Genomic DNA, 21436 nt, shown 5'->3' on the forward strand with positions numbered 1-21436 from the left:
CCGCCGCTCCCGCCCCGACACACTTCCCCGGTGCCGGGTCGAGAAGCGGAGGGGGATCAGAGCCGAAGGTCACCCCGAGAAAGATCATGAACCTCCGAGACATACACACCCCCGTCCTGCTCGACCGCTGTGTCGAGCTGCTCGCTCCCGCCCTCCAGGCGGACGGAGCGGTGCTCGTCGATGCCACGCTCGGCATGGGAGGCCACTCCGAGGCACTGCTCGAACGCTTCCCGAACATCCGTCTGGTCGGACTCGACCGCGACACCGACGCGCTGCGCATCGCGGGGGAGAGGCTCGCTCGCTTCCGTGATCGCGTCACTCTCGTGCACACGGTGTACGACGAGATCGGGCTGCACGCGCAGGGAGCTTCGGGGATCCTGTTCGATCTCGGCGTCTCGTCCCTGCAACTCGACGAGGCCGAGCGCGGGTTCGCGTATTCGAAGGACGCCCCGCTCGACATGCGGATGGATCAGACGAAGGGTGTCACCGCCGCTGACGTGATCGCCACCTACAGCGAGGGCAACCTCCGCCGCATCTTCGAACGCTACGGCGAGGAGAAGCTCGCCGGCCGCTACGCCCGCTTCATCATCGACGCGCGTCAGAAGCAGCCGATCACGCGCTCCGGCGAGCTCGTCGAGATCCTGATCGCGGCGACGCCCGCAGCGGCGCAACGCGCCGGTCACCCGGCCAAGCGCGTGTTCCAGGCGCTGCGCATCGAGGTGAATGCGGAGCTCAACGTGCTCGCAGACGCGATTCCGTCGGCCATGGACGCGCTCGGCGTCGGAGGACGCATCGTCGTGATGTCGTACCAGTCGCTCGAAGATCGCCTCGTGAAGCAGGCGTTCGCCGCCGCTTCCTCCTCGACCGCACCCGCCGGGCTCCCGGTCGAGCTCCCCGAACATGCTCCGCGCTTCCGCATCCTGACCAAGGGCGCAGAACTCGCAGACGATGACGAGCGCGCGCGCAACCCGCGCGCGATCCCGGTGCGCCTGCGCGCCGCCGAGAAGCTGCGGGAGAGCGTATGAGCCTGAATGCCGTCGTCCGCAAACCGGTGCAGCCGGTCGCACCGGAGCGGACCCCGCAGCGGAAGCTGCAGCCGGTCACCCGGCCGGCCGTCCGTCGCAAGCCGAAGCTCGCCTACGCCCTCGTCGCACTCGGTGGAGCGCTCGCAATCGGTGCCGCGCAGATCGCACTGTCGCTCGCCATCACCCAGGACTCGTTCACCCTTGCCAGCCTCTCGTCGCAGCAGCGCGAATTGAACCTCAAGACCCAGGCGCTCCAGGAGGAGCTCACCGGCGTCAGCTCGCCGCAGGTACTGGCGGGCAATGCCGCCGGACTCGGCATGGTCGTGGCGGGCTCGCCGTCCTACCTGCGCCTCAGCGACGGAGCCGTCTTCGGCACCGGGGTCGGCGCCGACTGGACATCCACGGTCAACCCCGCCGGCGTCGGAGCCGTGAGTAACTCGCTCATCGTGGAGCCGCCGCCGCCTCCCGCGGAGACCGAGGACGGGACGGCCACGACCGAGCAGCCGGCGCAGGAACTCCCGCCGTCGATCACCGACGGCCTCCCCAGCCCCACGACGCACTGACACCCAAGATCGACGGAGAGATCCCATGACGACACGAGCCACCCGCGGACCGCGGCGACGCACCGTCGTCGCCCTCGCCGTGATCCTCTCGGTGCTGGTCGCCTTCGTGGTGCGGCTGGTCGATATCCAGGTGGTCAGCGCCGACGAGCACGTCTCCGAGTCGCTCGAGCATCTGGGCGCGAGCTCGGCCATCCCCGGGCAGCGCGGTTCGATCCTCGACGCCGACGGCACGGTCCTGGCGTCGAGCGTGATGGTCTACGACGCGCAGCTCAGCCCGCAGGTCATCATGCTGGTGGAGGAGAAGGACCCGAAGCTGCCCTGGGCCGAGGCCTCGGACAAGATCGCGGCCATCACCGGACAGACCGGCGAGGAGGTTCGCGCGTTGGTGTCGAACGCTCTCGCCGAGAACCCCAACAGCCAGTACGTGGCCCTCAAGCGCGGACTCAACACCGACCAGTTCATGAAACTCAAGGCGCTGGGCATCTCCTCCTACTTGAGCATGCCGCCACGCGAGACGCGGGTGTACCCGAACGGCGCGGTCGCCGGCAACCTCCTCGGCTTCCTCGACAACTCGGGCGAGGCGCAGGCCGGCGTCGAGAAGCTGGACGACTCGTGCCTGGCTCCCATCGACGGGGAGGAGACGTACCGCAAGGGCAAGGACGGCGTCGTGATCCCCGGGAGCGAGCGCACCATCGACGCCGTGAACGGCGGTTCCGTGCAACTGACCATCAACAGCGACCTCAACTGGTACCTGCAGCAGATGATCGCCGAAGAGGCCCAGATACAGGGCGCCAAGGGTGCCACCGCGACAGTTGTCGAGGTGAAGACGGGGAAGATCCGCGCCGCGGCCGAGTGGCCGGCGCTGGACCCGAACGACCTCGACGCCTCGACACCGGAGACCAGGGCGAGCCAGATCTTCCACCGCGACTTCGAGCCGGGATCGACCTTCAAGGCCGTCACCGCGGCTGCAGCCATCGAGGGCGCTGGTCTGACGCCCCTCAGCACGGTGAGCGCTTCCTCTCGCGAGAAGTTCCCGAACGGCGCCGTCGTCAACGACGCGTTCAGCCACCCCGCCTACAACTACACCCTCGCCGGTGGACTCATCGACTCGTCGAACGTCGCGCTGTCGAAGTTCGGCACCATGGTGAGCCCCGAGGTGCGGTACGACTACCTCGAGCGGTTCGGCGTCGGCGAGAAGACGCTCGACTTCCCGTCCGAGGTCGGGGGGATCCTGCACCCGGTCAGCGACTGGGACAACCAGTCGCTCTACACGACGACATTCGGGCAGTACTTCACCGTGACGGCCGCCCAGCTCGCCGGCGCCTACCAGGCGATCGCGAACGGCGGCGAGAAGATCGATCTCTCGCTCGTCGAGTCGTGCACCGGAGCCGACGGCACCGTCACCGAGGCGGCGGATCCGAAGCACGAGCAGATCATCCAGGAGCAGACGGCCGCCGAGCTCACCCGGATGCTCGAGAACGTCGCGGTGCAGGGCGGCAACGCCGAGCGCATCCAGGTTCCCGGCTACCGTGTGACCAGCAAGACCGGTACCGCGCAGGTCTCCGACGGGAACGGCGGCTACAAGGCCGGGGTCTACTACACCAGCATGGTGGGCTTCGCGCCGGTCGACGATCCGCAGTACGTCGTCGTGGTCACCCTGGACGAGCCGACTAAGGTTGTATCGTCCGCGGCCACCGCATCCGCCTTCCAGAAGGCGATGACGCAGGTGATGAAGACCTATCGCGTGATGCCGTCCTCTGTCCCGATGGACGAGCTCCTTCCCAAGTTCGGATAGTCGGCGAGAGCCGCGCATGGAGATGACATGATCGCCCTGACGCTCGCTGAGATCACCGCCGCTGTCGGCGGTGATCTGCGCGTGGCCGGAGAAGACACGACCGAGACCGTGGTCGACGGACTCGTCGACACCGATTCGCGCACTATGGGCCCCGGCTCGATCTTCGTGGCCAAGCCCGGAGCCGAGACCGACGGCCACCGCTTCGTCGGTGCCGCCGCCGAGGCAGGCGCCGTGCTGGCGATCGTCGAGCACCCCGTCGATGTCGCCGTCAGTCAGATCGTCGTACCGGATGCGGTCGCAGCTCTCGGCGCGCTCGCGAAGGAGGTCGTCGCGCGCGTCCGTGCCGGCGGAGACCTTCGCATCGTCGGCATCACCGGATCGAACGGCAAGACCACCACCAAGAACTTCCTCGCGCGCATCCTCGAAGCCGAGGGCGAGACCGTCGCCCCCGTGAAGTCGTTCAACAACGAGGTCGGCGCTCCCGTCACCATGCTCCGGGTCACCGAGAGCACCCGCTTCCTCGTGAGCGAGTTCGGAGCGGCGGCACCGGGGAGCATCGCTCACCTCGCAGGCCTCGTGGAGCCCGATGTCGCCGTCGTGCTGATGGTCGGCATGGCGCATGCCGGGGGATTCGGCGGGATCGAGGCGACGGCCAAGGCGAAGGCCGAACTCGTCGCCGCCGCCCGCGTGCCCGGAACCGCAGTGCTCAACATCGACGACGCCAGGGTCGCCGCCATGCGCGACCTCGCGGACTTCCGCGGACTGCGCACGGTCGGCTTCGGCCAGGGGCCCGCAGCCGACGTGCGCGCGCACGACATCCAGGTGTCTGCCTCCGGGACCGCATGCGTCGTCGAGGTCGACGGCGACCGACTGCCCCTGCGGCTCCGCGTGCTCGGGGCGCATCACGTCTCCAACGCCCTGGCCGCGATCGCCGCCGCGCACGTGCTCGGTGTCGCCCCCACCGACGCGGTCGCCCGCCTCGAGACGGTCGAGATCGCTGAGCGGTGGCGCATGCAGCCGCTGGGCAGCGACCGAGTACGGATCATCAACGACGCCTACAACGCCAGCCCCGACTCCATGTCGGCCGCCCTGCGCACCCTCGCGCAGATCACCGGCCCCGAGGAGCGCACGGTCGCGGTGCTCGGTGCCATGAGCGAGCTCGGAGAGAGCGCAGGGGAGGAGCACGACCGCATCGGGCTGCTCGCGGTGCGCCTCAACATCCGCCGGATCGTGGTCGTCGGACCCGAGGCGCGGCGGCTGTACCTCGCCGCGGTCGGTGAGGGGTCCTGGGACAGCGAGGCCGTGCATCTGCCCGACCAGGACGCGGCGTTCGAATACCTCCGCACCGAGCTCCGCGACGGCGACCGCGTGCTCGTGAAGTCATCCAACTCCGTGGGCCTCCGGCATCTCGGCGATCGTCTGGGAGAATTGTTCTCGTGAGGTCTCTCATCATGTCGGCGGCGATCTCGCTCGCCTTCACCCTGTTCTTGACTCCCGTCTTCCTCCGGCTCTTCCGGAAGTGGGGCTGGGGGCAGGTCATCCGCACCCCGGAGTCCGTCCACAACCCCAGCCATGAGGCCAAGCGCGGCACCCCCACGATGGGCGGTGTCATCTTCATCGTCGGTTCGATGGTCGGCTACTTCACCGGCGTGCTGGTGAGCGGAGAAGTCCCTGCCCTCTCCGCGCTGCTGGTGATCTGGCTGATGGTCGGATTCGGCGCCGTCGGATTCATCGACGACTACATGAAGGTGCGCAGCCAGCGCAGCCTCGGGCTCTCGGGCTGGCGCAAGGTGATCGGCCAGCTGCTGGTCATCATCCCCTTCGGCATCGTCGCGCTGAACTTCCCGAACAAGTGGGGTCAGACACCGGCGAGTTCTGCCATCTCGCTGTTCCGTGACATCACCTGGCTCAATCTCTTCGCGTTCGGCGTGGTGCTCGGCTGGATCCTCTACCTCGTGTGGATCTCGATCATCGGCGTCGCGACCTCGAACAGCGTGAACCTGACGGACGGTCTCGACGGGCTCGCCGCAGGCGCCGGCGTCATCGTCGTCGGCGCTTACAGCGTCATCGCCTTCTGGCAGTTCAAGCAGCCCTGCATCGGCGGCGATCTCGATGCCCTCGGCGGGTGCTACGAGGTGCGCGACCCGTTCAACCTGGCGATCATCGCCGCCTCGTTCGCCGCGAGCCTCATCGGATTCCTCTGGTGGAACGCGCCCAAGGCGAAGGTCTTCATGGGCGACGTCGGCTCGATGGCGATCGGCGGCGTCATCACCGCGATGGCGATCCTGACCCGCACCGAGCTCCTCCTGCTCGTGATCGCCGGCGTCTTCGTCCTGTCCTCCGGGTCCGTGATCCTGCAGCGCACATACTTCAAGCTCACCCGCGGCAAGCGCCTCTTCCTGATGAGTCCGTTCCATCACCACCTCGAGATGCGCGGGTGGTCCGAGGTCACGATCGTGGTGCGGATGTGGATCATCGCCGGGCTGCTCGCCGTCTCGGCCGTCGGACTCTTCTATGTCGAATGGCTGACGCGTGTCGACTGATCGTCTGGCAGGGCTGACGAGCTGGAACGCCGACTGGCGCGGTCTGCGCGTCGCCGTGCTCGGTCTCTCGATGACGGGCTTCTCGGTGGCGGACACGCTGGCCGAGCTCGGCGCCGACGTGCTCGTGCTGAGCGAGTCCGCCGAGGAGGAGTACGAGCGTCTGCTCCCGGTCATCGGCGCGAGGCTCGAGCTGGGTCCGCTCGATGAGGTTCCCAGCGTCCTCGTCGACTTCGCCCCCGAGGTGATCATCGCGTCGCCCGGCTTCTCTCCCGCTCACCCGCTCATCCGTTGGGCGCAGGAATCCGGCATCGCGATCTGGGGTGACGTCGAACTCGCCTGGCGCGTGCGGGACAAGGTCGTCCGGCCCGACGGCACACCGGCGGACTGGGTGCTCATCACCGGGACCAACGGCAAGACGACGACGACCCAGCTGACGGCCACGCTGCTCGTCGCGGGTGGACTGCGAGCGGCTCCGTGCGGCAACATCGGCGTTCCGGTGCTCGACGCCGTGCGCGACCCTGCCGGCTTCGACGTGCTCGTGGTCGAGCTCTCCAGCCACCAGCTCTGGTATCTGGGGCAGTCGAGTCCCGAGGGAGAGCTGTTCCCCTACGCATCGGTGTGCCTCAACCTTGCAGACGACCACCTCGTCTGGCACGGGAGCGCAGAGGCCTACCGCGACGCGAAAGCTGTGGTGTATCGCAACACCAGGATCGCGTGCGTCTACAACAAGGCCGACGAGGCCACCCGGCGGATGGTCGAGGAGGCGGAGGTCGTGGAAGGCGCTCGGGCGATCGGTTTCGATCTGGGCATCCCCGGACCGAGCGATCTCGGCGTGGTGGAGGGACTGCTCGTCGACAGAGCTTTCTTGGACGATCGCTCGCGCAGCGCCCTCGAGCTGACGACCGTCGCCGATCTCGACGCCGCGGGTCTCGCCGCCCCCCACGTCGTGCAGAACATCCTCGCCGCGAGCGCCCTCGCGCGTTCACTCGGCGTCGAGCCGGAGGCCATCCACACCGCGCTGCAGTCCTTCCGGCTCGATGCGCACCGCATCCAGGTGATCGCCCGGCACCGTGGCATCACCTGGATCGATGACTCGAAGGCGACGAACCCGCACGCCGCGGCGTCGTCGCTGCGCGCGTACCCCGGATCTGTGTGGGTGCTCGGCGGAGATCTGAAGGGCGTCGACATCTCCGACCTCGTCTCCGAGGTCGGAGCGACGGCACGTGCTGCCGTCGTGATCGGGGTCGAGCGCTCCGCCGTGGTCACGGCATTCCGGCGACACGCGCCCGGGGTGCCGGTGTTCGAGGTGGATGCTGGCGAGACTGGACAGGTCATGAACCGTGTCGTGGAGATCGCCGCGGGAATCGTCGACGACGAGGGAACAGTCCTGCTGGCCCCGGCGGCGGCATCCTTCGATCAGTTCTCCGGCTACGCGGAACGAGGCCATCGCTTCGCCGAGGCGGTGCGGGACTGGATCGACCGGGGGAGCGCCGATGACACAGGTATCTCGCCCTCCGCGCTCTGAGTCGGGCGGACTCGCAGCCCGGGTGTCGCTCGGACGCCGGTTCACCCCGGTGTCCACCGAGTTCCTGCTCATCGCTTCGACCGCGCTTCTCCTCACGCTCTTCGGTCTCGTCATGGTGCTCTCGGCGACGAGCGCGACCGCCGTCTCCAAGGGCGTCAACCCCATGGACGGCGTGCTGCGCCAGGGAGTGTTCGCGCTCCTCGGCATCCCGCTGATGTTCCTGATCAGTCGCCTGCCCGTCGACTTCCTCAAGAGGATGGCATGGCCGGCGCTGTTCGGTGCCGTGGCGCTGCAGATGCTCGTGTTCACGCCGCTGGGCATCGAAGACGGTGGAAACCGGAACTGGGTGAAGATCGCGGGCTTCACGCTGCAGCCCTCCGAGTTCCTCAAACTCGCCCTGGTCCTGTGGATCGCGGCCGTCCTCCTGCGCAAACGCACGATGCTCGGCACCTGGCATCACGTGTTCATCCCGGTGATCCCGGTCGGTGCACTCGCGATCGGCACGGTGCTCGCGGGTAAGGACCTCGGTACCGCCATGGTGCTGGTGCTCATCCTGCTCGGGTGCCTCTTCTTCTCCGGGGTCAAGCTCCGGCTGTTCATCATTCCGCTGATCCTCGGCATCATCGCCGTGCTCGCCTACGCGCTGTCGAGCGAAGACCGCATGCGGCGCATCACGGCGACCTGCGACAACATGGCGCTCTACTACACGGACTGCTACCAGTCGATCCATGGGATCTGGGGGATGGCCACCGGCGGCATCTTCGGTCTCGGACTCGGGAACTCGCAGGAGAAGTACGGGTGGCTCCCGGCCGCGGGCAACGACTTCATCTTCGCCATCGTCGGTGAGGAGCTCGGTCTGATCGGCTGCATCGTCGTGCTCGCGCTGTTCACGTTCTTCACGATCGGCGCGTTCCACATCATCCGCAAGACCCCGGACCCGTTCATCCGGGTGGCGGCCGGCGGCATCACGGTGTGGATCGTCGGCCAGGCCGTCATGAACGTCGGTGTCGTCATCGGCGTCTTCCCGGTGATGGGCGTCCCGCTCCCGTTCATGTCCCAGGGCGGCACGGCCCTGCTCGCGGTGCTGATCGCGTGCGGTGTGCTGCTCGCGTTCGCGCGCACGATCCCCGTGACCGAGAAGCAGTCAGCCGAGCGGGGTAGGGTCACCAGGTGACTTCGTATCTCCTCGCCGGCGGTGGCACCGCCGGTCATGTCAATCCCCTGCTCGCGGTCGCGGATGGTCTTCGCGCGCGCGATGCCGACGCGTCCGTCCTCGTGCTCGGCACGGCCGAGGGGCTGGAGTCCCGTCTCGTCCCCGCCCGCGGCTACGAGCTCCTGATCGTCGACAAGGTCCCGTTTCCCCGGCGCCCCAACCGGCAGGCCCTGTCCTTCCCCGGGCGCTTCCGCCGGGCCATCGCCCAGGTGCGCGCCCACATCCGTCGGCACGGCATCGACGTGGTGGTCGGCTTCGGCGGGTACGCCTCGGCCCCGGCCTACGTCGCCGCCCGTCGGGAGGGTGTGCCCTTCGTGGTGCACGAGGCCAATGCCAAGCCGGGGCTGGCGAACGTGCTCGGTGCCCGCCGCGCGGCCGCAGTGGGCGTCGCCTTCGAGGGCACCCCGCTGCGCGGCGGCGAGGTCGTCGGCATGCCGCTGCGCCAGGAAGTGATCGCCCTCGACCGCGCGGCTTCCCGCGCGGAGGCCGCGGAGTACTTCGGCCTCGACGTGGAGCGGCCCGTGCTCCTCGTCTTCGGGGGGTCGCTGGGCGCCCAGCGTCTCAACGAGGCGCTCGAGGACTCGTGGCGCGACATCCTGGACACCGGGTGGCAGCTGCTGCACGTCACGGGAGAGCGCAGCGACCTCCCCGACCCCGGCGTCACCGGCTACGCCCTGCGCCGTTACGTCGACCGCATGGATCTCGCCTTCGCGCTGGCCGATCTGATCGTCTCCCGGTCCGGCGCGGCGACCGTGAGCGAGATCAGCGCCCTGGGTATCCCCGCACTCTACGTGCCCTATTCCGTGGGCAACGGCGAGCAGCGTCTGAACGCCGCCTCCGCTGTCGCGGCCGGGGCCGCCGAGCTCCTCGACGATGCCACGTTCGACGGTGACGCGGTTCGGCGCATCGTGGTCCCGCTGCTCGGAGACTCGGCGCGGATCGCGCGGATGGCGGCGGCCGCGGAATCGGCCGGCACCCGCACGGGCACCGAGAACGTCATCACTCTCATCGATCGCGCACTCGTCGCCGCCTGACGCGGTCGGTGAGACCGAAGAAAAGTAGACTGAAGCGGACATGATCAGACCCGACCTCTCCCTCCCCATTCCCGACACGATCACCGCCGCGCACTTCATCGGCATCGGCGGTTCCGGCATGAGCGGTCTCGCGAAGATGTTCCTCGACGCTGGTATCCGGGTCTCCGGCAGCGACCGTGCCGACAGCGACAACCTGCGGGCACTGGCCGCCGCGGGAGCGACTGTTCACGTCGGTCACGACGCCGCCCATCTCGGCGACGCCGACACGGTCGTGCACACGGGCGCGATCTGGCCCGAGAATCCCGAGTTCGTGACGGCGAAGGCCCGCGGACTCCACGTGATCCATCGTTCGCAGGCACTGCACTGGCTGGTCGGCTCCCGTCGCCTCGTGTCGGTCGCAGGTGCGCACGGAAAGACGACGTCGACGGGCATGATCGTCACGGCGCTGCGTGAGCTCGGCGCCGACCCGCACTTCGTCAACGGCGGTGTGATCGAGCAGCTCGGTGCGTCGAGCGCGACGGGTTCCGGCGACCTCTTCGTCATCGAGGCCGACGAATCCGATGGCACGTTCCTGCTGTACGACACCGCGGTCGCGCTGATCACCAACGTGGATCCCGACCACCTGGATCACTACGGTTCGGACGAGGCGTTCCACCAGGCGTTCGTGCAGTTCGCTGACGCCGCCACCGAGGCTGTCGTGATCTCCAGCGACGACGCCGGGGCGCTGCGGGTCGGCGCCGGGCTCTCGCATCCGAACATCCTCACCTTCGGTCAGGCCGAGGGTGCGAATGTGCGGGTCACCGACATCGTCGCCGCAGGTCCCGTCGCTGCGACGCTGACGCATGGCGAGGAGCAGGCGCGCATGCAGCTCGCCGTTCCCGGTGTGCACAACGCCATCAACGCGGCGGGAGCGGTCACGGTTCTGCGCGCGCTCGGCTACCCGCTCGCCGACGCCGTTCGCGCCGTCGAGGGGTTCGCGGGCACCGTTCGTCGCCTGGAGCAGCACGGCGTCGAGCGCGGCGTCACGGTGTACGACGACTACTCGCACCACCCCACCGAGGTCCGCGCGGCTCTCGAGGCGATGCGCAGCATCGCCGGGGAGGGGCGGATCATCGCGATCCAGCAGCCCCACACGTACTCCCGCACGCAGCACATGTACCAGGAGTTCGCCGACGTGCTCGAGGAGTTCGCCGATCACACGGTGATGCTCGACGTGTACGGAGCCAGGGAAGACCCTGTGCCCGGAGTCACCGGTGAGCTGGTGAGCGGAGCCTTCCGCGACCCGGCGCACGTGCACTACGTCGCGGACTGGCAGCAGGCGGCCGACTACACGGCGACGGTCGCACGAGACGGCGACTTCGTCGTCACGCTCGGCTGCGGAAACGTCTACCAGATCATCCCGCAGGTCCTGGATTCGCTGCGTCGGACCGACGAGGCGTAGTCGATGCGTCGGCCCGCACCGCTTCCGACCACCCCGGGGCGCCCGGGGGAGGAGGCCACCGCGCCGGCGGCGACGTCTCGCCGACGACGTCGCGACGCCGGAGTGGAGGAAGAGCTCGCCTCGATCGACGCGATGACTCCCGGCGACAGCGCGGACGACGACTCGGGCGATGACCCGCAGCCGACATCGACGCGAGATGTCTGGCGTGCGGCGCGTGCGCGACGCAAGGCCCTTCGCGCCGAGATCCGACGCTTCACCCAGCGATCCCGACGGCGCAGGATCATCTGGTTGAGCAGCATCGGCGCCGCGCTCCTGCTCGTCGGAGGCAGCGTCGCGGCGGCCTACAGTCCGCTCTTCGCCGTGCAGAAGATCACCGTCGACGGTGCCACCAGCCTCGACCCCGCAGCGATCGAGGCCGCCCTCGGCGACCAGCTCGGAACCCCCCTCGCGCTCGTCGATTCGAGCAAGGTGAAAGCGGCGCTGCTCGCCTTCCCGCTCATCGAGACGTATGCCCTCGAAGCGCGCCCGCCGCACGACCTCACGGTGCGCATCGTGGAACGCACCCCGGTGGGCGTCATCCGTTCGGAGGCCGGCTACACGCTGGTGGATGCCGCCGGTGTCGCCCTCTCCACCACCTCGGATCAGCCGGCGGGGCAGCCGGTGATCGATGTGGCGGGTGGTGTGGATTCCGCGGCGTTCCGCAGCGCCGGTCTCGTCGTCCGCTCTCTGCCTTCCGACGTGCGCGCCGCCTTGACCGGCATCAGGGCCACGACGGCCGATGACGTGACCCTGACCCTCAGCAGCGGGCTGACGGTCGTCTGGGGAAGCGCCGATAAGTCCGCACTGAAGGCCATCGTCCTCTCGAAGACCATGGCGGCGAAGCCGGATGCCGCCTCGATCGATGTCACTTCTCCCGAGGTCGCGGTCGCGGGCTGATCGCTTTCGCGGGGCAATGGCGCGACACGCCCGTGTCTTCGCGCGCACGCGGCCGGGCGGCGCTTACCTTCGATCAAAGAGAACGCAATACCGGGAAATACTTTACACCTCTACTTGAGGTTTAAGGTTCACCCACTTCCAGGCTCGAATAATCGGAGGCCGGCCATGAGCCAGAACCAGAACTACCTCGCCGTGATCAAGGTCGTCGGCGTCGGCGGTGGCGGCGTCAACGCCGTCAACCGCATGATCGATCTCGGCCTCCGCGGAGTCGAGTTCATCGCCGTGAACACCGACGCCCAGGCGCTGCTGATGAGCGACGCCGACGTCAAGCTCGACGTGGGTCGCGAACTCACCCGCGGCCTCGGTGCCGGTGCCGACCCCGAGGTGGGTCGTCGTGCCGCCGAGGACCACGCCGAGGAGATCGAGCAGGCGCTGACCGGTGCCGACATGGTCTTCGTCACGGCCGGCGAGGGCGGTGGCACCGGAACCGGTGGCGCGCCCGTCGTGGCTCGCATCGCGAAGTCCATCGGTGCCCTCACCATCGGTGTCGTGACCAAGCCGTTCTCGTTCGAGGGTCGTCGTCGCCAGAGCCAGGCCGAGGCCGGCGTGTCCAAGCTCAAGGAAGAGGTCGACACCCTCATCGTGGTGCCGAACGATCGTCTCCTCGAGATCAGCGACCGCGGCATCTCGATGATCGAGGCCTTCGCCACCGCTGACCAGGTTCTCCTCGCCGGTGTGCAGGGAATCACCGACCTCATCACGACCCCGGGTCTCATCAACCTCGACTTCGCCGACGTGAAGTCGGTCATGCAGGGCGCGGGATCCGCGCTCATGGGCATCGGATCGGCGCGCGGCGCCGACCGTGCGATCAAGGCCGCCGAGCTGGCCGTGGAGTCTCCGCTCCTGGAAGCGAGCATCGAGGGCGCGCACGGCGTGCTCCTCTCGATCCAGGGTGGCTCGAACCTCGGCATCTTCGAGATCCACGATGCGGCCGACCTCGTCAAGGAAGCCGCTCACCCGGAGGCGAACATCATCTTCGGTACCGTTATCGACGACACGCTCGGCGACGAGGTGCGGGTGACGGTCATCGCGGCAGGCTTCGACGGCGGCGAGCCCTCTCTGCGTCTGGACCCGATGGTCGTGTCTCGGCCGGCCGCGACGACGCTTCCCGAGGTCGCGCTCACCGAAGAGACCGAGAGCAAGACCGAGACGGTCAAGCCCGAGCCCGTGCAGCAGCGTGTGCCGGCGACCAGCATCGAGCCGGCCTTCGCGGATGACGACATCGACATCCCCGAATTCCTGAAGTGACCCCGCCGGTCGACGCCTCGGGGTCGTCCCTCCTGGCGGCGCGGCTGTCGGCGATCGACGAGAAGATCGCCGTGGCCGCGCACGCTGCAGGGCGCAGCGCCGAGGAGATCACCCGCATCGTGGTGACGAAGTTCCACCCGGCATCCCTGGTGCGCGACCTGTACGAGCTCGGTGTGCACGACGTCGGCGAGAACCGCCAGCAGGAGCTGTCGGCCAAGCAGGGCGAACTCGCGGCTCTGGATCTGCGCTGGCATTTCATCGGGCAGGGGCAGACGAACAAGGCTGCCGCGATCCGCAGGAGTGCGGGCGTCGTGCATTCGGTCGATCGCGATCGATTCGCCGATGCCCTCCACCGGGCGGCGGACGGCGACGATCGGCTCGACGTGCTCGTGCAGATCAACCTCACCGATGATCCCGGTCGCGGGGGAGCGACGCCCGCTCAGGCGGTCGCACTCGCCGAGCACGTCCTGGCGCTGCCGTCGTTGCGTCTGCGCGGCGTCATGGCCGTGGCGCCCCTCGACGAGGAGCCCGCATCGGCCTTCGCCCGTCTGCGCGATGTCGCCGACGGCGTCCGCGCAGTGGAACCCTCAGCCTCCTGGATCTCTGCCGGGATGACCGGAGACTTCGTCGAGGCGATCGCCGCCGGCGCGACACACCTGCGGATCGGCTCCGCAATCACCGGCCCCCGACCAGACCGGGGTTAACCTGTGAAAAGACCAGCCCGACACGTTCGAACCGGAGGACACGATGGGTAACCCGCTGAAGAAGACCATGGTGTATCTCGGCCTCGCCGATGAAGAAGAGGTCTACGAGGAGGAGACGCAGGCACCCGCCCGCGCTCACCGCGAACGTGACCGTGACCGCGAGGAGCCGGCACCGGCCCCCGTCACGCCGCTTCGTCGCCCCGTCGCCGTCCGCCAGCCGTCTGCAGGAGCCGTGAACGAGATTCTCACCGTCCACCCGAAGCAGTACCGCGACGCCCAGCTGATCGCGGAGAGCTTCCGCGAGGGCGTCCCGGTCATCATCAACCTCTCCCAGATGAGCGACGCCGACGCGCGTCGCCTCATCGATTTCGCGAGCGGGCTCTCTCTCGGTCTCTACGGCCGTATCGAGCGCGTGACCTCGAAGGTGTTCCTGCTGTCGCCGGAGAACATCGCCGTCTCGGGTCACGGGGGCATCGCACACGCAGACGCCGAGTCTGCGGGCTTCGACCAGTCGTAGCCCGTGCAGCTGGTCTCCGTTCTCGCGAGCATCGTCCATCTGGTGCTCCTCCTGTACGTCTTCGTGCTTTTCGCGCGCCTGATCCTGGACTACATCCCGATGTTCAATCGGGAGTGGCGGCCCAAGGGTTTCGGATTGGTGGCTGCCGAGGCGGTCTACACGCTCACCGATCCGCCCATCCGGTTCTTCCGGCGGATCATCCCGCCGCTGCGGATCGGTTCGCTCTCTCTTGATTTCGGGTTCACGCTCACCCTTCTGATCGTTCTGATTCTGATGAACGTCGTCGGGCTGTTCATCCGCTGAAATCCAGGCGTGTCTCCCGATCGGACCTCGACCACTTCGCCCACTCTGGGTGTCGTGACATCGCGGCGCCAATGCGCGGGGGCTATGCTGGCACCCAGGTGCGCGCCCCGGGTTCGCGCCACATCACGACCACGCCATACATCGATACTGGCAATCGAACTCATCGAAAGAGGAGCCACCCATGGCACTTACCCCGGATGACGTCGTCACCAAGCAGTTCCAGCACGTCCGCTTCAAGGACGGCTTCGACCCGGACGAGGTCGACGACTTCCTCGACGAGATCGTCATCGAGTGGCGCAAGGCCCTCGAGGAGAACGTCGAGCTGAAGGCCAAGCTGGCCGCATACGAGTCCGGTGCTGCTCCTGAAGCCGCCGCTCCCGCTGCCGCCGAGGCTCCGGCCGCCGCCGCCCCTGTCGCCGAGGTTCCTGCGGAGCCCGCTCCGACCGGCTCCGCCACCGCGACCGCCGGCATCATCGAACTCGCACAGCGTCTGCACGACGAGCACGTCGCCGAGGGTGAGGCGAAGCGCAACGCGCTCATCGCCGAGGCCGAGACCGAGGTCGCCCGCATCCGCACCGAGGCCGAGGCCAAGCAGCGCGAGGAGTCGGCCCGACTCGAGCGCGAGCGCAACACGCTCGAGGCTCGTATCACCGAACTCCGCAACTTCGAGCGCGACTACCGCTCGCAGCTGCGCGGCTACATCGAGGGTCAGCTCCGCGAGCTCGACGAGAAGTCGACCTCCACGGACTCGACGCCCGTTTCCGCGATCGGTCTGTAAGGCGCCCTCTTGTCAGGACGCCGTCCCCTTCGTCGGTCGGCGGCCGGTGCGGTCGTTGCGATTCTCGCAGCGCTCGTACTGGCCGCCGATCAGTTTGTGAAGCACCTCACGATCGAGAACCTTCCGTATCAGGAGCCGGTTCCGGTCCTGGGGGAGTTCCTTCAGCTGTACTACGTCCGCAATCCCGGAGCGGCGTTCTCCCTCGGGTCCGAGGTCACCTGGATCTTCACGATCGCCCTCGCCGTCGTGGCCTGCGTGATCGTCTGGAAGGCGTTCGGACTCAAGTCGCGGCTGTGGGCGGTCGTCCTCGGCTGTCTTCTGGGCGGGGTGCTCGGCAATCTGAGCGACCGTCTCCTCCGTGAGCCCGGCTTCCCGGTGGGGCATGTGGTCGACATGATCTCGATGCCGTGGATGATGCCGGCGATCTTCAATGTCGCCGACATCTTCATCGTCACGGGCATGATCTCCGTGGCTTTGCTGGTCGTCTTCGGCCTCCGTTTCGACGGCACGCGGGAGCGCGATCACGAGATCGTCGAGACCGAGGCAGAAGCCGAGGCGGCTGCCGCGGCCGCTGTCACGGGGACCGAGACCGACGACGAGATGGTCGACGCAGGCGATTCCGTGCCGCTGCGTGCGTCCGATGACGATGCGCCTTCGGAGGGTGCGACTCCCGCACCCGAAGGGCGCTGACCGTGGAGTCGCGGTCGCTTCCCGTCCCCGACGGTTTGGACGGTGCGCGCGTCGACGCGGCGCTGGCGAAGCTGATGGGGTTCTCCCGCACCTTCGCCGCTGACGTCGCCGCGGCCGGCGGAGTCAGACTCGACGGCGTGACGCTCGACAAGTCGGACCGTCTACGCGGTGGCGGCTGGCTCGACATCGAGTGGCAGCCGAAGGAGGCGCCGAAGATCGTTCCCATCGCGGTGCCCGAACTCGGCATCGTCTACGACGACGACGACATCATCGTGGTCGACAAGCCGACGGGCGTCGCCGCCCATCCCTCAGTCGGATGGGAAGGTCCCACGGTCGTCGGCGCTCTGGCCGCCGCAGGCTTCCGCGTCGCAACCAGCGGTGCCCAGGAACGTCAGGGTGTCGTGCACCGACTCGATGTCGGCACCAGCGGTCTGATGGTCGTGGCGAAGTCCGAGCACGCGTACACCGTCTTGAAGCAGGCCTTCAAGGACCGCACCGTCGAGAAGATCTACCACGCAGTCGTCCAGGGGCATCCCGACCCGCTCGCGGGGACGATCGATGCACCCATCGGACGTCACCCGAATCACTCCTGGAAGTTCGCGGTGGTCCCTGAAGGCAAACCCTCGGTCACGCACTACGAGACGCTGGAGGCTTTTCCCGGCGCTTCGCTGCTCGAGATCCACCTCGAGACAGGACGCACCCACCAGATCCGCGTGCACATGGCGGCGCACCGTCACCCCTGCGTCGGCGACCCGCTCTACGGAGCCGACCCGACGATGTCGGCGCGGCTGGGGCTCACCCGTCAATGGCTGCACGCGCACCAGCTCGCCTTCGCCCACCCGACGACGGGGGACTGGGTGCAGTTCGAATCCCCGTACCCCGAGGACTTCCGCCACGCATTGGATGTGCTTCGAGGCGAGTAGACCGCGCTGCGCCGACACGATGTCCGTGATGTGCGCAACACTGGGCGCATGAGCATCGAGGTTCGACCGGCGACGGTGTTCGACGACGTCGCCACGCTCGTCGGACCGAAGAACCCGTCATCGAATGTCTGCTTCTGCCTCAGCTATCGCATCGGCAGCAAAGAGAACGTGGCGCTGAAGGGGAGCGCTCGCGCCGACCGCGTGCGCGAGCTGTGCCGTCAGGACCCTCCGCCCGGTGTGGTCGCGTATCTCGACGACGAACCGGTCGGGTGGGCCGCCGTGCATCCCCGACGGGAGACGAGCTTCGCTCGAAATCGGCTGATCCCGCACATCGATGATCTCGATGTGTGGTCGCTGTGGTGCTTCCGCGTGCGCCCGGGGTACCGCAAGCAGGGCATCTCCCACGCATTGATCGACGGCGCCGTCGCGTACGCGAGGGAGCGCGGTGCGTCCGCCATCGAGGGGTATCCGGTCGACAACGGTGGGGAGAAGGTGAACCCGACCATGGCCTACGTAGGTACGCGCGCGCTTTTCGAGAGCGCAGGCTTCGTGAAGGCGGCGGATACGGGGTCGGTCCTCGACGGGTTCCCCCGGGTAGTGATGAGGCTCGATCTGGGCGCCTCCACGATGTCGTCGAAGAAAGCGTGAACCGATCGACGGCGCACGGCCAATACATAGCGTGACCACAGACAGCGAGATCATCCAGCGATCTCTCCAGCAGCCGGCGGCGTTCGCCGAGCTCTTCGACAGACATGCGCGCGCGGTCAACGCGTTCGCGACATATCGGATAGGTCGGCATGCGGCCGAGGACGTCTTGAGCGAGACGTTCCTCGTCGCGTTCCGCAGACGCGCCGACTTCGACACGGACGTCGAGTCGGCGGGTCCGTGGCTTCTCGGCATCGCCTCGCGCCTTATCCGCCGGCACCGCGCGGTGGAAGCCAGGCAGTGGAGGTCCTTCGCGGCATCCATCTCTCAGCATGAGCACTCATCGCTCGGAGGTCTGGAGGATGCCTTGACGCGTGTCGATGCCGAGCGCGAGGTCGAGACGCTGAAAGCGCGTATCGCGGCCCTCGCGCCGAAGGACCGCGAGACACTGCTGCTGTACGCCTGGCAGGGGATGAGCTACGACGAGGTCGCGGCGGCACTCGGGGTTCCCGTCGGAACCGTGCGATCGCGCCTTAACCGGGTTCGCAGACGATTGGACTCCGCCCGGAGGATTCAGGCATTCGAGCAGCTGCAGCAGAAGGGAGAGACCCTTGGACATATTTGAGAAGGTTCAGCAGACCAGGCCCGCGATCGAGGGCGAGGAGGAGAATCTCGCCGCGGCGCGTGCGCTCCTCCTGATGGAGATCCAGAGACAACGCGAGCCCGCGTCCTCGCGGGCGGCGCGGCGGCCGTGGTTCATCGCCGCCGGTGCCCTCGGCGCAGCGGCTGCGGTCACCGCGGGAGTGCTCGTGGTGAGCAGCATCACGGCTCCGGCGCCGACAGTGGAGGCCGTGCCGACGCGCGTGCCGGGGCCGGTGCTCGTGCCGAGCCCGGTTCCGTCGCCTGCCCCCACACCGATGACGGGGCCTGAGGTCCTGCTCGGGGCGGCGAATGCGGCTGCCGGCTTCACTCCTCCTGTGCTCGCTCCTGGACAGTATCTGCGACGAGCGTGGACGACCTCTACGTTGGGCCTGTTCGACCCTGAACTCGGCGTGCCAGGAATGCCCGGCTACGGTGCCTCGCGTGCGACAGCGTCGAGTGGATGGGTGATCAGTCGCAGTGGCGCCGACTATGCCCCTGCCGACCTTCGCTCCCAGTGGTACCAGGAGTGGGGATCTCCGGTTGCGGGCGGCGTCTACGGAGACCAGGCGCAGGGGCGTGCAGGGCAGGATGCGGGGATGCAGGCATACGGGCCGGCGGTCACGCTGTTCCCGTCGGATGCTCCATATCTTCCCGAGAGCGGCGCCGAAGACGTTCTATGGTTCTTCGAATCGCTGCCGCGGGATCCGGCCGCCATGGTCGTGTGGATTGACGACTACCTGGGCCCCGATACGCAGGATTGGGCTGAGGGGAAGGTCGGGTGGCTGCTCATCGGTCTGCTGTCGCAGAACGTCGGTGACCCGGAGATGCGTGCTGCGATGTATCGCGCGCTGAGCACGCTCCCGGGATCGACGGTGGGGGTGGAGCATGACGGACGACGCACCGTCACCTTCGACTCGCATCTCGCCTTCTCCGAGGTCGGGGAGAGGTCGCTACGGCGGTCCACGATGACGATCGACATGGCGACAGGGCTCGTGACGGAAACCACGGACACCAGCGAAGTGGGCGAGGGGACGATCCCGAGCGATGTTCCCGACTCCCGGATGACCTTCGAGATGAGCGTGGTCGACAGTCTGCCGTGACGGGTTTCGAACTCTCCTCGCCCTCCGGGGCAATACATAGTGTGAGCACAGACAGCGAGATCATTCAGCGGTCGCTCGGTCAACCCCGCGCCTTCGCCGAGCTGTTCGATCGGCACGCCAGGACGGTGGGCGGCTATGCCGCTCGCCGTCTTGGTCCCGACGCGGGCGAGGACATCCTCAGTGAGACGTTCCTGGTCGCATTCGCACGACGCAAGTCGTTCGACACCGCGTGGGAGTCGGCGCTTCCGTGGCTGTACGGGATCGCGTCCCGTCTGATCAAGAAGCACCGGACCCGAGAGGCCAAGCATCTGCGATCGAGCGCGGCGGCAGCCGCGAGAGAAGAGCACATCTCGCACGGGGACCTCGACGTGACGGTCGCCCGCCTCGACGCCGAGATCTCCACCCGCGAACTGGCTCCGATGATCGCGTCGCTCTCTGCCAAAGATCGCGAGACCATGCTGCTGTATGCCTGGGGGGATCTCACCTATGAAGAGATCGCCATCGCTCTCGGGGTCCCGGTGGGGACCGTCCGATCGCGCATCAACCGAGTGCGGACGCGATTGAATCCGAGTCGTGGGAGCAGTCTGGAACGACTCGCGAACGAGAAGGAAGGAGAAGCCGATGGACGTCTTCGAGCGCGTGCGTGAGGTCAACCTGGGGGCTGGCCTGACGGAGGAGCGGATCACCGGGGCTCGTGCCAGGCTCCTGGTGGGTATCGACGCGTCCCGGAAAGCTGGTGGTTCCGCTCCGACGGCGCTGGCGAATGAGGCCTCGAGCGTGGCGTCAGAACTCGCGCATCGTGTCCGACGGCGGGCTTGGGCCGGCCTCGGTATCGGGGGTCTCGTGGCCGTAGCGGCTGCGTTCGCGATCGTGGCCGGTTCGGTTCTCGCGCCGACGGTCACGCCTGATGCTGCGGCGGCCGAGGTGCTGGAGCGTGCCTCCGCGGTGACTTTCGACGCGCAGGACACGACTCTCGTTCCGGGTGAGTATCTGCGGATCGAGACCGTCGGTGAGCACCTGCAGTTCTGGAAGGCCGAGTGGGCAGATGACGACGACGAGAACACGCTCTCGTTCAACGCCTCTCGAGAGGGGAGCGACGCCGCCGTTCTGGTGCGCGATACTCGGGTGCTGTACATCCCGGCGGACCGGGAAGGCGACTGGTTCTACGACTGGGGTCACTCCGAGGTCGTCGAGTCCTTCGGGGAACGGGGACCGGAGGCGGCGCGAGATTGGTCCGCCTGGCCCGGTTCCCAGGTGATCGAACATGGCACGATCGAGACACTCCCGGCCGGAGAGTACCTCGCCATCGGGGGAGACGAACCTCCGATGCCGTACCTGGCGGACCGCTACCGCCCCTTCTACGCGGAAATGCCCCGCGAGCCACAGGAATTGCTCGACTGGCTCCGCGGGCAGTCGGGGATGACGGGCGAAGACGCGGACCGCTGGCTCGTTGCGAGTCTGTCCGACCCGTCGGCGATCAATCTGATGCCGGCGGACCTGCGTTCGGCGTTCTTCCTCGCGATCGCCCTGATCCCGGGATTCGAAGTGGTGGCAGAGGAGGGTTCGACGGCGACGCTGCGGTACGTCGTTCCCGGTCACCGGACCACGACTATCGCGATCGACACCGTCCAGGGGTTGGTCTCCTCGATCTCGGAGAACTACGGAACCGGGGGGCCAGCGGGGGACACTCTCGACTCCACCACCACTGTGCGCACGACTGTCGTGGACTCCGCTCCGCAGGAACGCTGACG

Annotated in this window: 22 protein-coding genes; all 22 read left to right on the forward strand. The window is 67.8% G+C overall.

What is annotated here, in order from left to right:
- Positions 1 to 86 precede the first annotated feature (86 nt).
- The 22 genes from rsmH (at position 87) to ACP699_RS00735 (ending at position 21434) form a co-directional block, all read left to right on the forward strand.
- A complete protein-coding gene (gene rsmH, locus ACP699_RS00630) occupies positions 87 to 1025 on the forward strand; it encodes a 16S rRNA (cytosine(1402)-N(4))-methyltransferase RsmH (RefSeq protein WP_017830221.1) in 939 nt (312 codons plus the stop codon).
- Positions 1022 to 1588: a hypothetical protein gene (locus ACP699_RS00635; protein ID WP_288969897.1), complete on the forward strand. Its 567-nt coding sequence runs from the start codon at positions 1022 to 1024 to the stop codon at positions 1586 to 1588. Before rsmH ends, ACP699_RS00635 begins: the two co-directional genes overlap by 4 nt.
- Before the next feature lie 25 nt (positions 1589 to 1613).
- A complete protein-coding gene (locus tag ACP699_RS00640) occupies positions 1614 to 3383 on the forward strand; it encodes a peptidoglycan D,D-transpeptidase FtsI family protein (RefSeq protein ID WP_151486550.1) in 1770 nt (589 codons plus the stop codon).
- A gap of 27 nt (positions 3384 to 3410) precedes the next feature.
- Positions 3411 to 4823, forward strand: coding sequence for a UDP-N-acetylmuramoyl-tripeptide--D-alanyl-D-alanine ligase (locus ACP699_RS00645; protein ID WP_055872331.1), 1413 nt, complete (start codon positions 3411 to 3413; stop codon positions 4821 to 4823).
- The gene (gene mraY, locus ACP699_RS00650) at positions 4820 to 5926 is read left to right on the forward strand and encodes a phospho-N-acetylmuramoyl-pentapeptide-transferase (protein ID WP_055872332.1); all 1107 of its coding nucleotides are present in this window, start codon (positions 4820 to 4822) and stop codon (positions 5924 to 5926) included. Before ACP699_RS00645 ends, mraY begins: the two co-directional genes overlap by 4 nt.
- Positions 5916 to 7451 carry a UDP-N-acetylmuramoyl-L-alanine--D-glutamate ligase gene (murD, locus tag ACP699_RS00655; RefSeq protein WP_055872333.1) on the forward strand — a complete coding sequence of 512 codons (1536 nt, stop codon included), beginning with the start codon at positions 5916 to 5918 and terminating at the stop codon, positions 7449 to 7451. Before mraY ends, murD begins: the two co-directional genes overlap by 11 nt.
- On the forward strand, positions 7420 to 8625 hold the full coding sequence (gene ftsW / locus ACP699_RS00660) for a putative lipid II flippase FtsW (protein ID WP_055867335.1): 1206 nt from the start codon (positions 7420 to 7422) through the stop codon (positions 8623 to 8625). Before murD ends, ftsW begins: the two co-directional genes overlap by 32 nt.
- A complete protein-coding gene (locus ACP699_RS00665) occupies positions 8622 to 9698 on the forward strand; it encodes a UDP-N-acetylglucosamine--N-acetylmuramyl-(pentapeptide) pyrophosphoryl-undecaprenol N-acetylglucosamine transferase (protein ID WP_017830228.1) in 1077 nt (358 codons plus the stop codon). Before ftsW ends, ACP699_RS00665 begins: the two co-directional genes overlap by 4 nt.
- Positions 9699 to 9738: 40 nt before the next feature.
- Complete coding sequence (gene murC / locus ACP699_RS00670; RefSeq protein ID WP_426168335.1) at positions 9739 to 11139, forward strand: UDP-N-acetylmuramate--L-alanine ligase; 1401 nt, start codon at positions 9739 to 9741, stop codon at positions 11137 to 11139.
- Positions 11140 to 11142: 3 nt separating this feature from the next.
- Positions 11143 to 12075, forward strand: coding sequence for an FtsQ-type POTRA domain-containing protein (locus ACP699_RS00675; RefSeq protein WP_055872335.1), 933 nt, complete (start codon positions 11143 to 11145; stop codon positions 12073 to 12075).
- Between the two features lie 165 nt (positions 12076 to 12240).
- Positions 12241 to 13383: a cell division protein FtsZ gene (gene ftsZ, locus ACP699_RS00680; protein ID WP_017830231.1), complete on the forward strand. Its 1143-nt coding sequence runs from the start codon at positions 12241 to 12243 to the stop codon at positions 13381 to 13383.
- Positions 13380 to 14087, forward strand: a complete 708-nt coding sequence (locus ACP699_RS00685) for a YggS family pyridoxal phosphate-dependent enzyme (protein WP_055867344.1) — start codon at positions 13380 to 13382, stop codon at positions 14085 to 14087. Before ftsZ ends, ACP699_RS00685 begins: the two co-directional genes overlap by 4 nt.
- Before the next feature lie 43 nt (positions 14088 to 14130).
- A complete protein-coding gene (locus ACP699_RS00690) occupies positions 14131 to 14604 on the forward strand; it encodes a cell division protein SepF (protein ID WP_017830233.1) in 474 nt (157 codons plus the stop codon).
- 3 nt (positions 14605 to 14607) lie between these two features.
- Complete coding sequence (locus ACP699_RS00695; RefSeq protein ID WP_017830234.1) at positions 14608 to 14907, forward strand: YggT family protein; 300 nt, start codon at positions 14608 to 14610, stop codon at positions 14905 to 14907.
- A 181-nt stretch (positions 14908 to 15088) separates the two neighbouring features.
- The gene (locus ACP699_RS00700) at positions 15089 to 15685 is read left to right on the forward strand and encodes a DivIVA domain-containing protein (RefSeq protein ID WP_055867351.1); all 597 of its coding nucleotides are present in this window, start codon (positions 15089 to 15091) and stop codon (positions 15683 to 15685) included.
- A 9-nt stretch (positions 15686 to 15694) separates the two neighbouring features.
- The gene (gene lspA, locus ACP699_RS00705) at positions 15695 to 16375 is read left to right on the forward strand and encodes a signal peptidase II (protein WP_235562485.1); all 681 of its coding nucleotides are present in this window, start codon (positions 15695 to 15697) and stop codon (positions 16373 to 16375) included.
- A gap of 2 nt (positions 16376 to 16377) precedes the next feature.
- Complete coding sequence (locus tag ACP699_RS00710) at positions 16378 to 17298, forward strand: RluA family pseudouridine synthase (RefSeq protein WP_055867358.1); 921 nt, start codon at positions 16378 to 16380, stop codon at positions 17296 to 17298.
- A gap of 48 nt (positions 17299 to 17346) precedes the next feature.
- Positions 17347 to 17946, forward strand: a complete 600-nt coding sequence (locus ACP699_RS00715; RefSeq protein WP_426168344.1) for a GNAT family N-acetyltransferase — start codon at positions 17347 to 17349, stop codon at positions 17944 to 17946.
- Positions 17947 to 17977: 31 nt separating this feature from the next.
- A complete protein-coding gene (locus ACP699_RS00720) occupies positions 17978 to 18568 on the forward strand; it encodes an RNA polymerase sigma factor (protein WP_288969889.1) in 591 nt (196 codons plus the stop codon).
- Entirely contained in the window at positions 18555 to 19685 is a 1131-nt protein-coding gene (locus tag ACP699_RS00725) for a hypothetical protein (protein WP_288969888.1), read from the forward strand. Before ACP699_RS00720 ends, ACP699_RS00725 begins: the two co-directional genes overlap by 14 nt.
- Before the next feature lie 41 nt (positions 19686 to 19726).
- Complete coding sequence (locus tag ACP699_RS00730; RefSeq protein ID WP_127483382.1) at positions 19727 to 20332, forward strand: RNA polymerase sigma factor; 606 nt, start codon at positions 19727 to 19729, stop codon at positions 20330 to 20332.
- Positions 20307 to 21434 (forward strand): hypothetical protein, encoded by a 1128-nt coding sequence (locus tag ACP699_RS00735; RefSeq protein WP_127482206.1) that lies wholly within the window; start codon positions 20307 to 20309, stop codon positions 21432 to 21434. Before ACP699_RS00730 ends, ACP699_RS00735 begins: the two co-directional genes overlap by 26 nt.
- Positions 21435 to 21436 lie beyond the last annotated feature (2 nt).

Source organism: Microbacterium sp. DWRC1-3, from assembly GCF_049896645.1.
In the GTDB taxonomy this organism is placed as follows: Bacteria; Actinomycetota; Actinomycetes; order Actinomycetales; family Microbacteriaceae; genus Microbacterium; species Microbacterium maritypicum.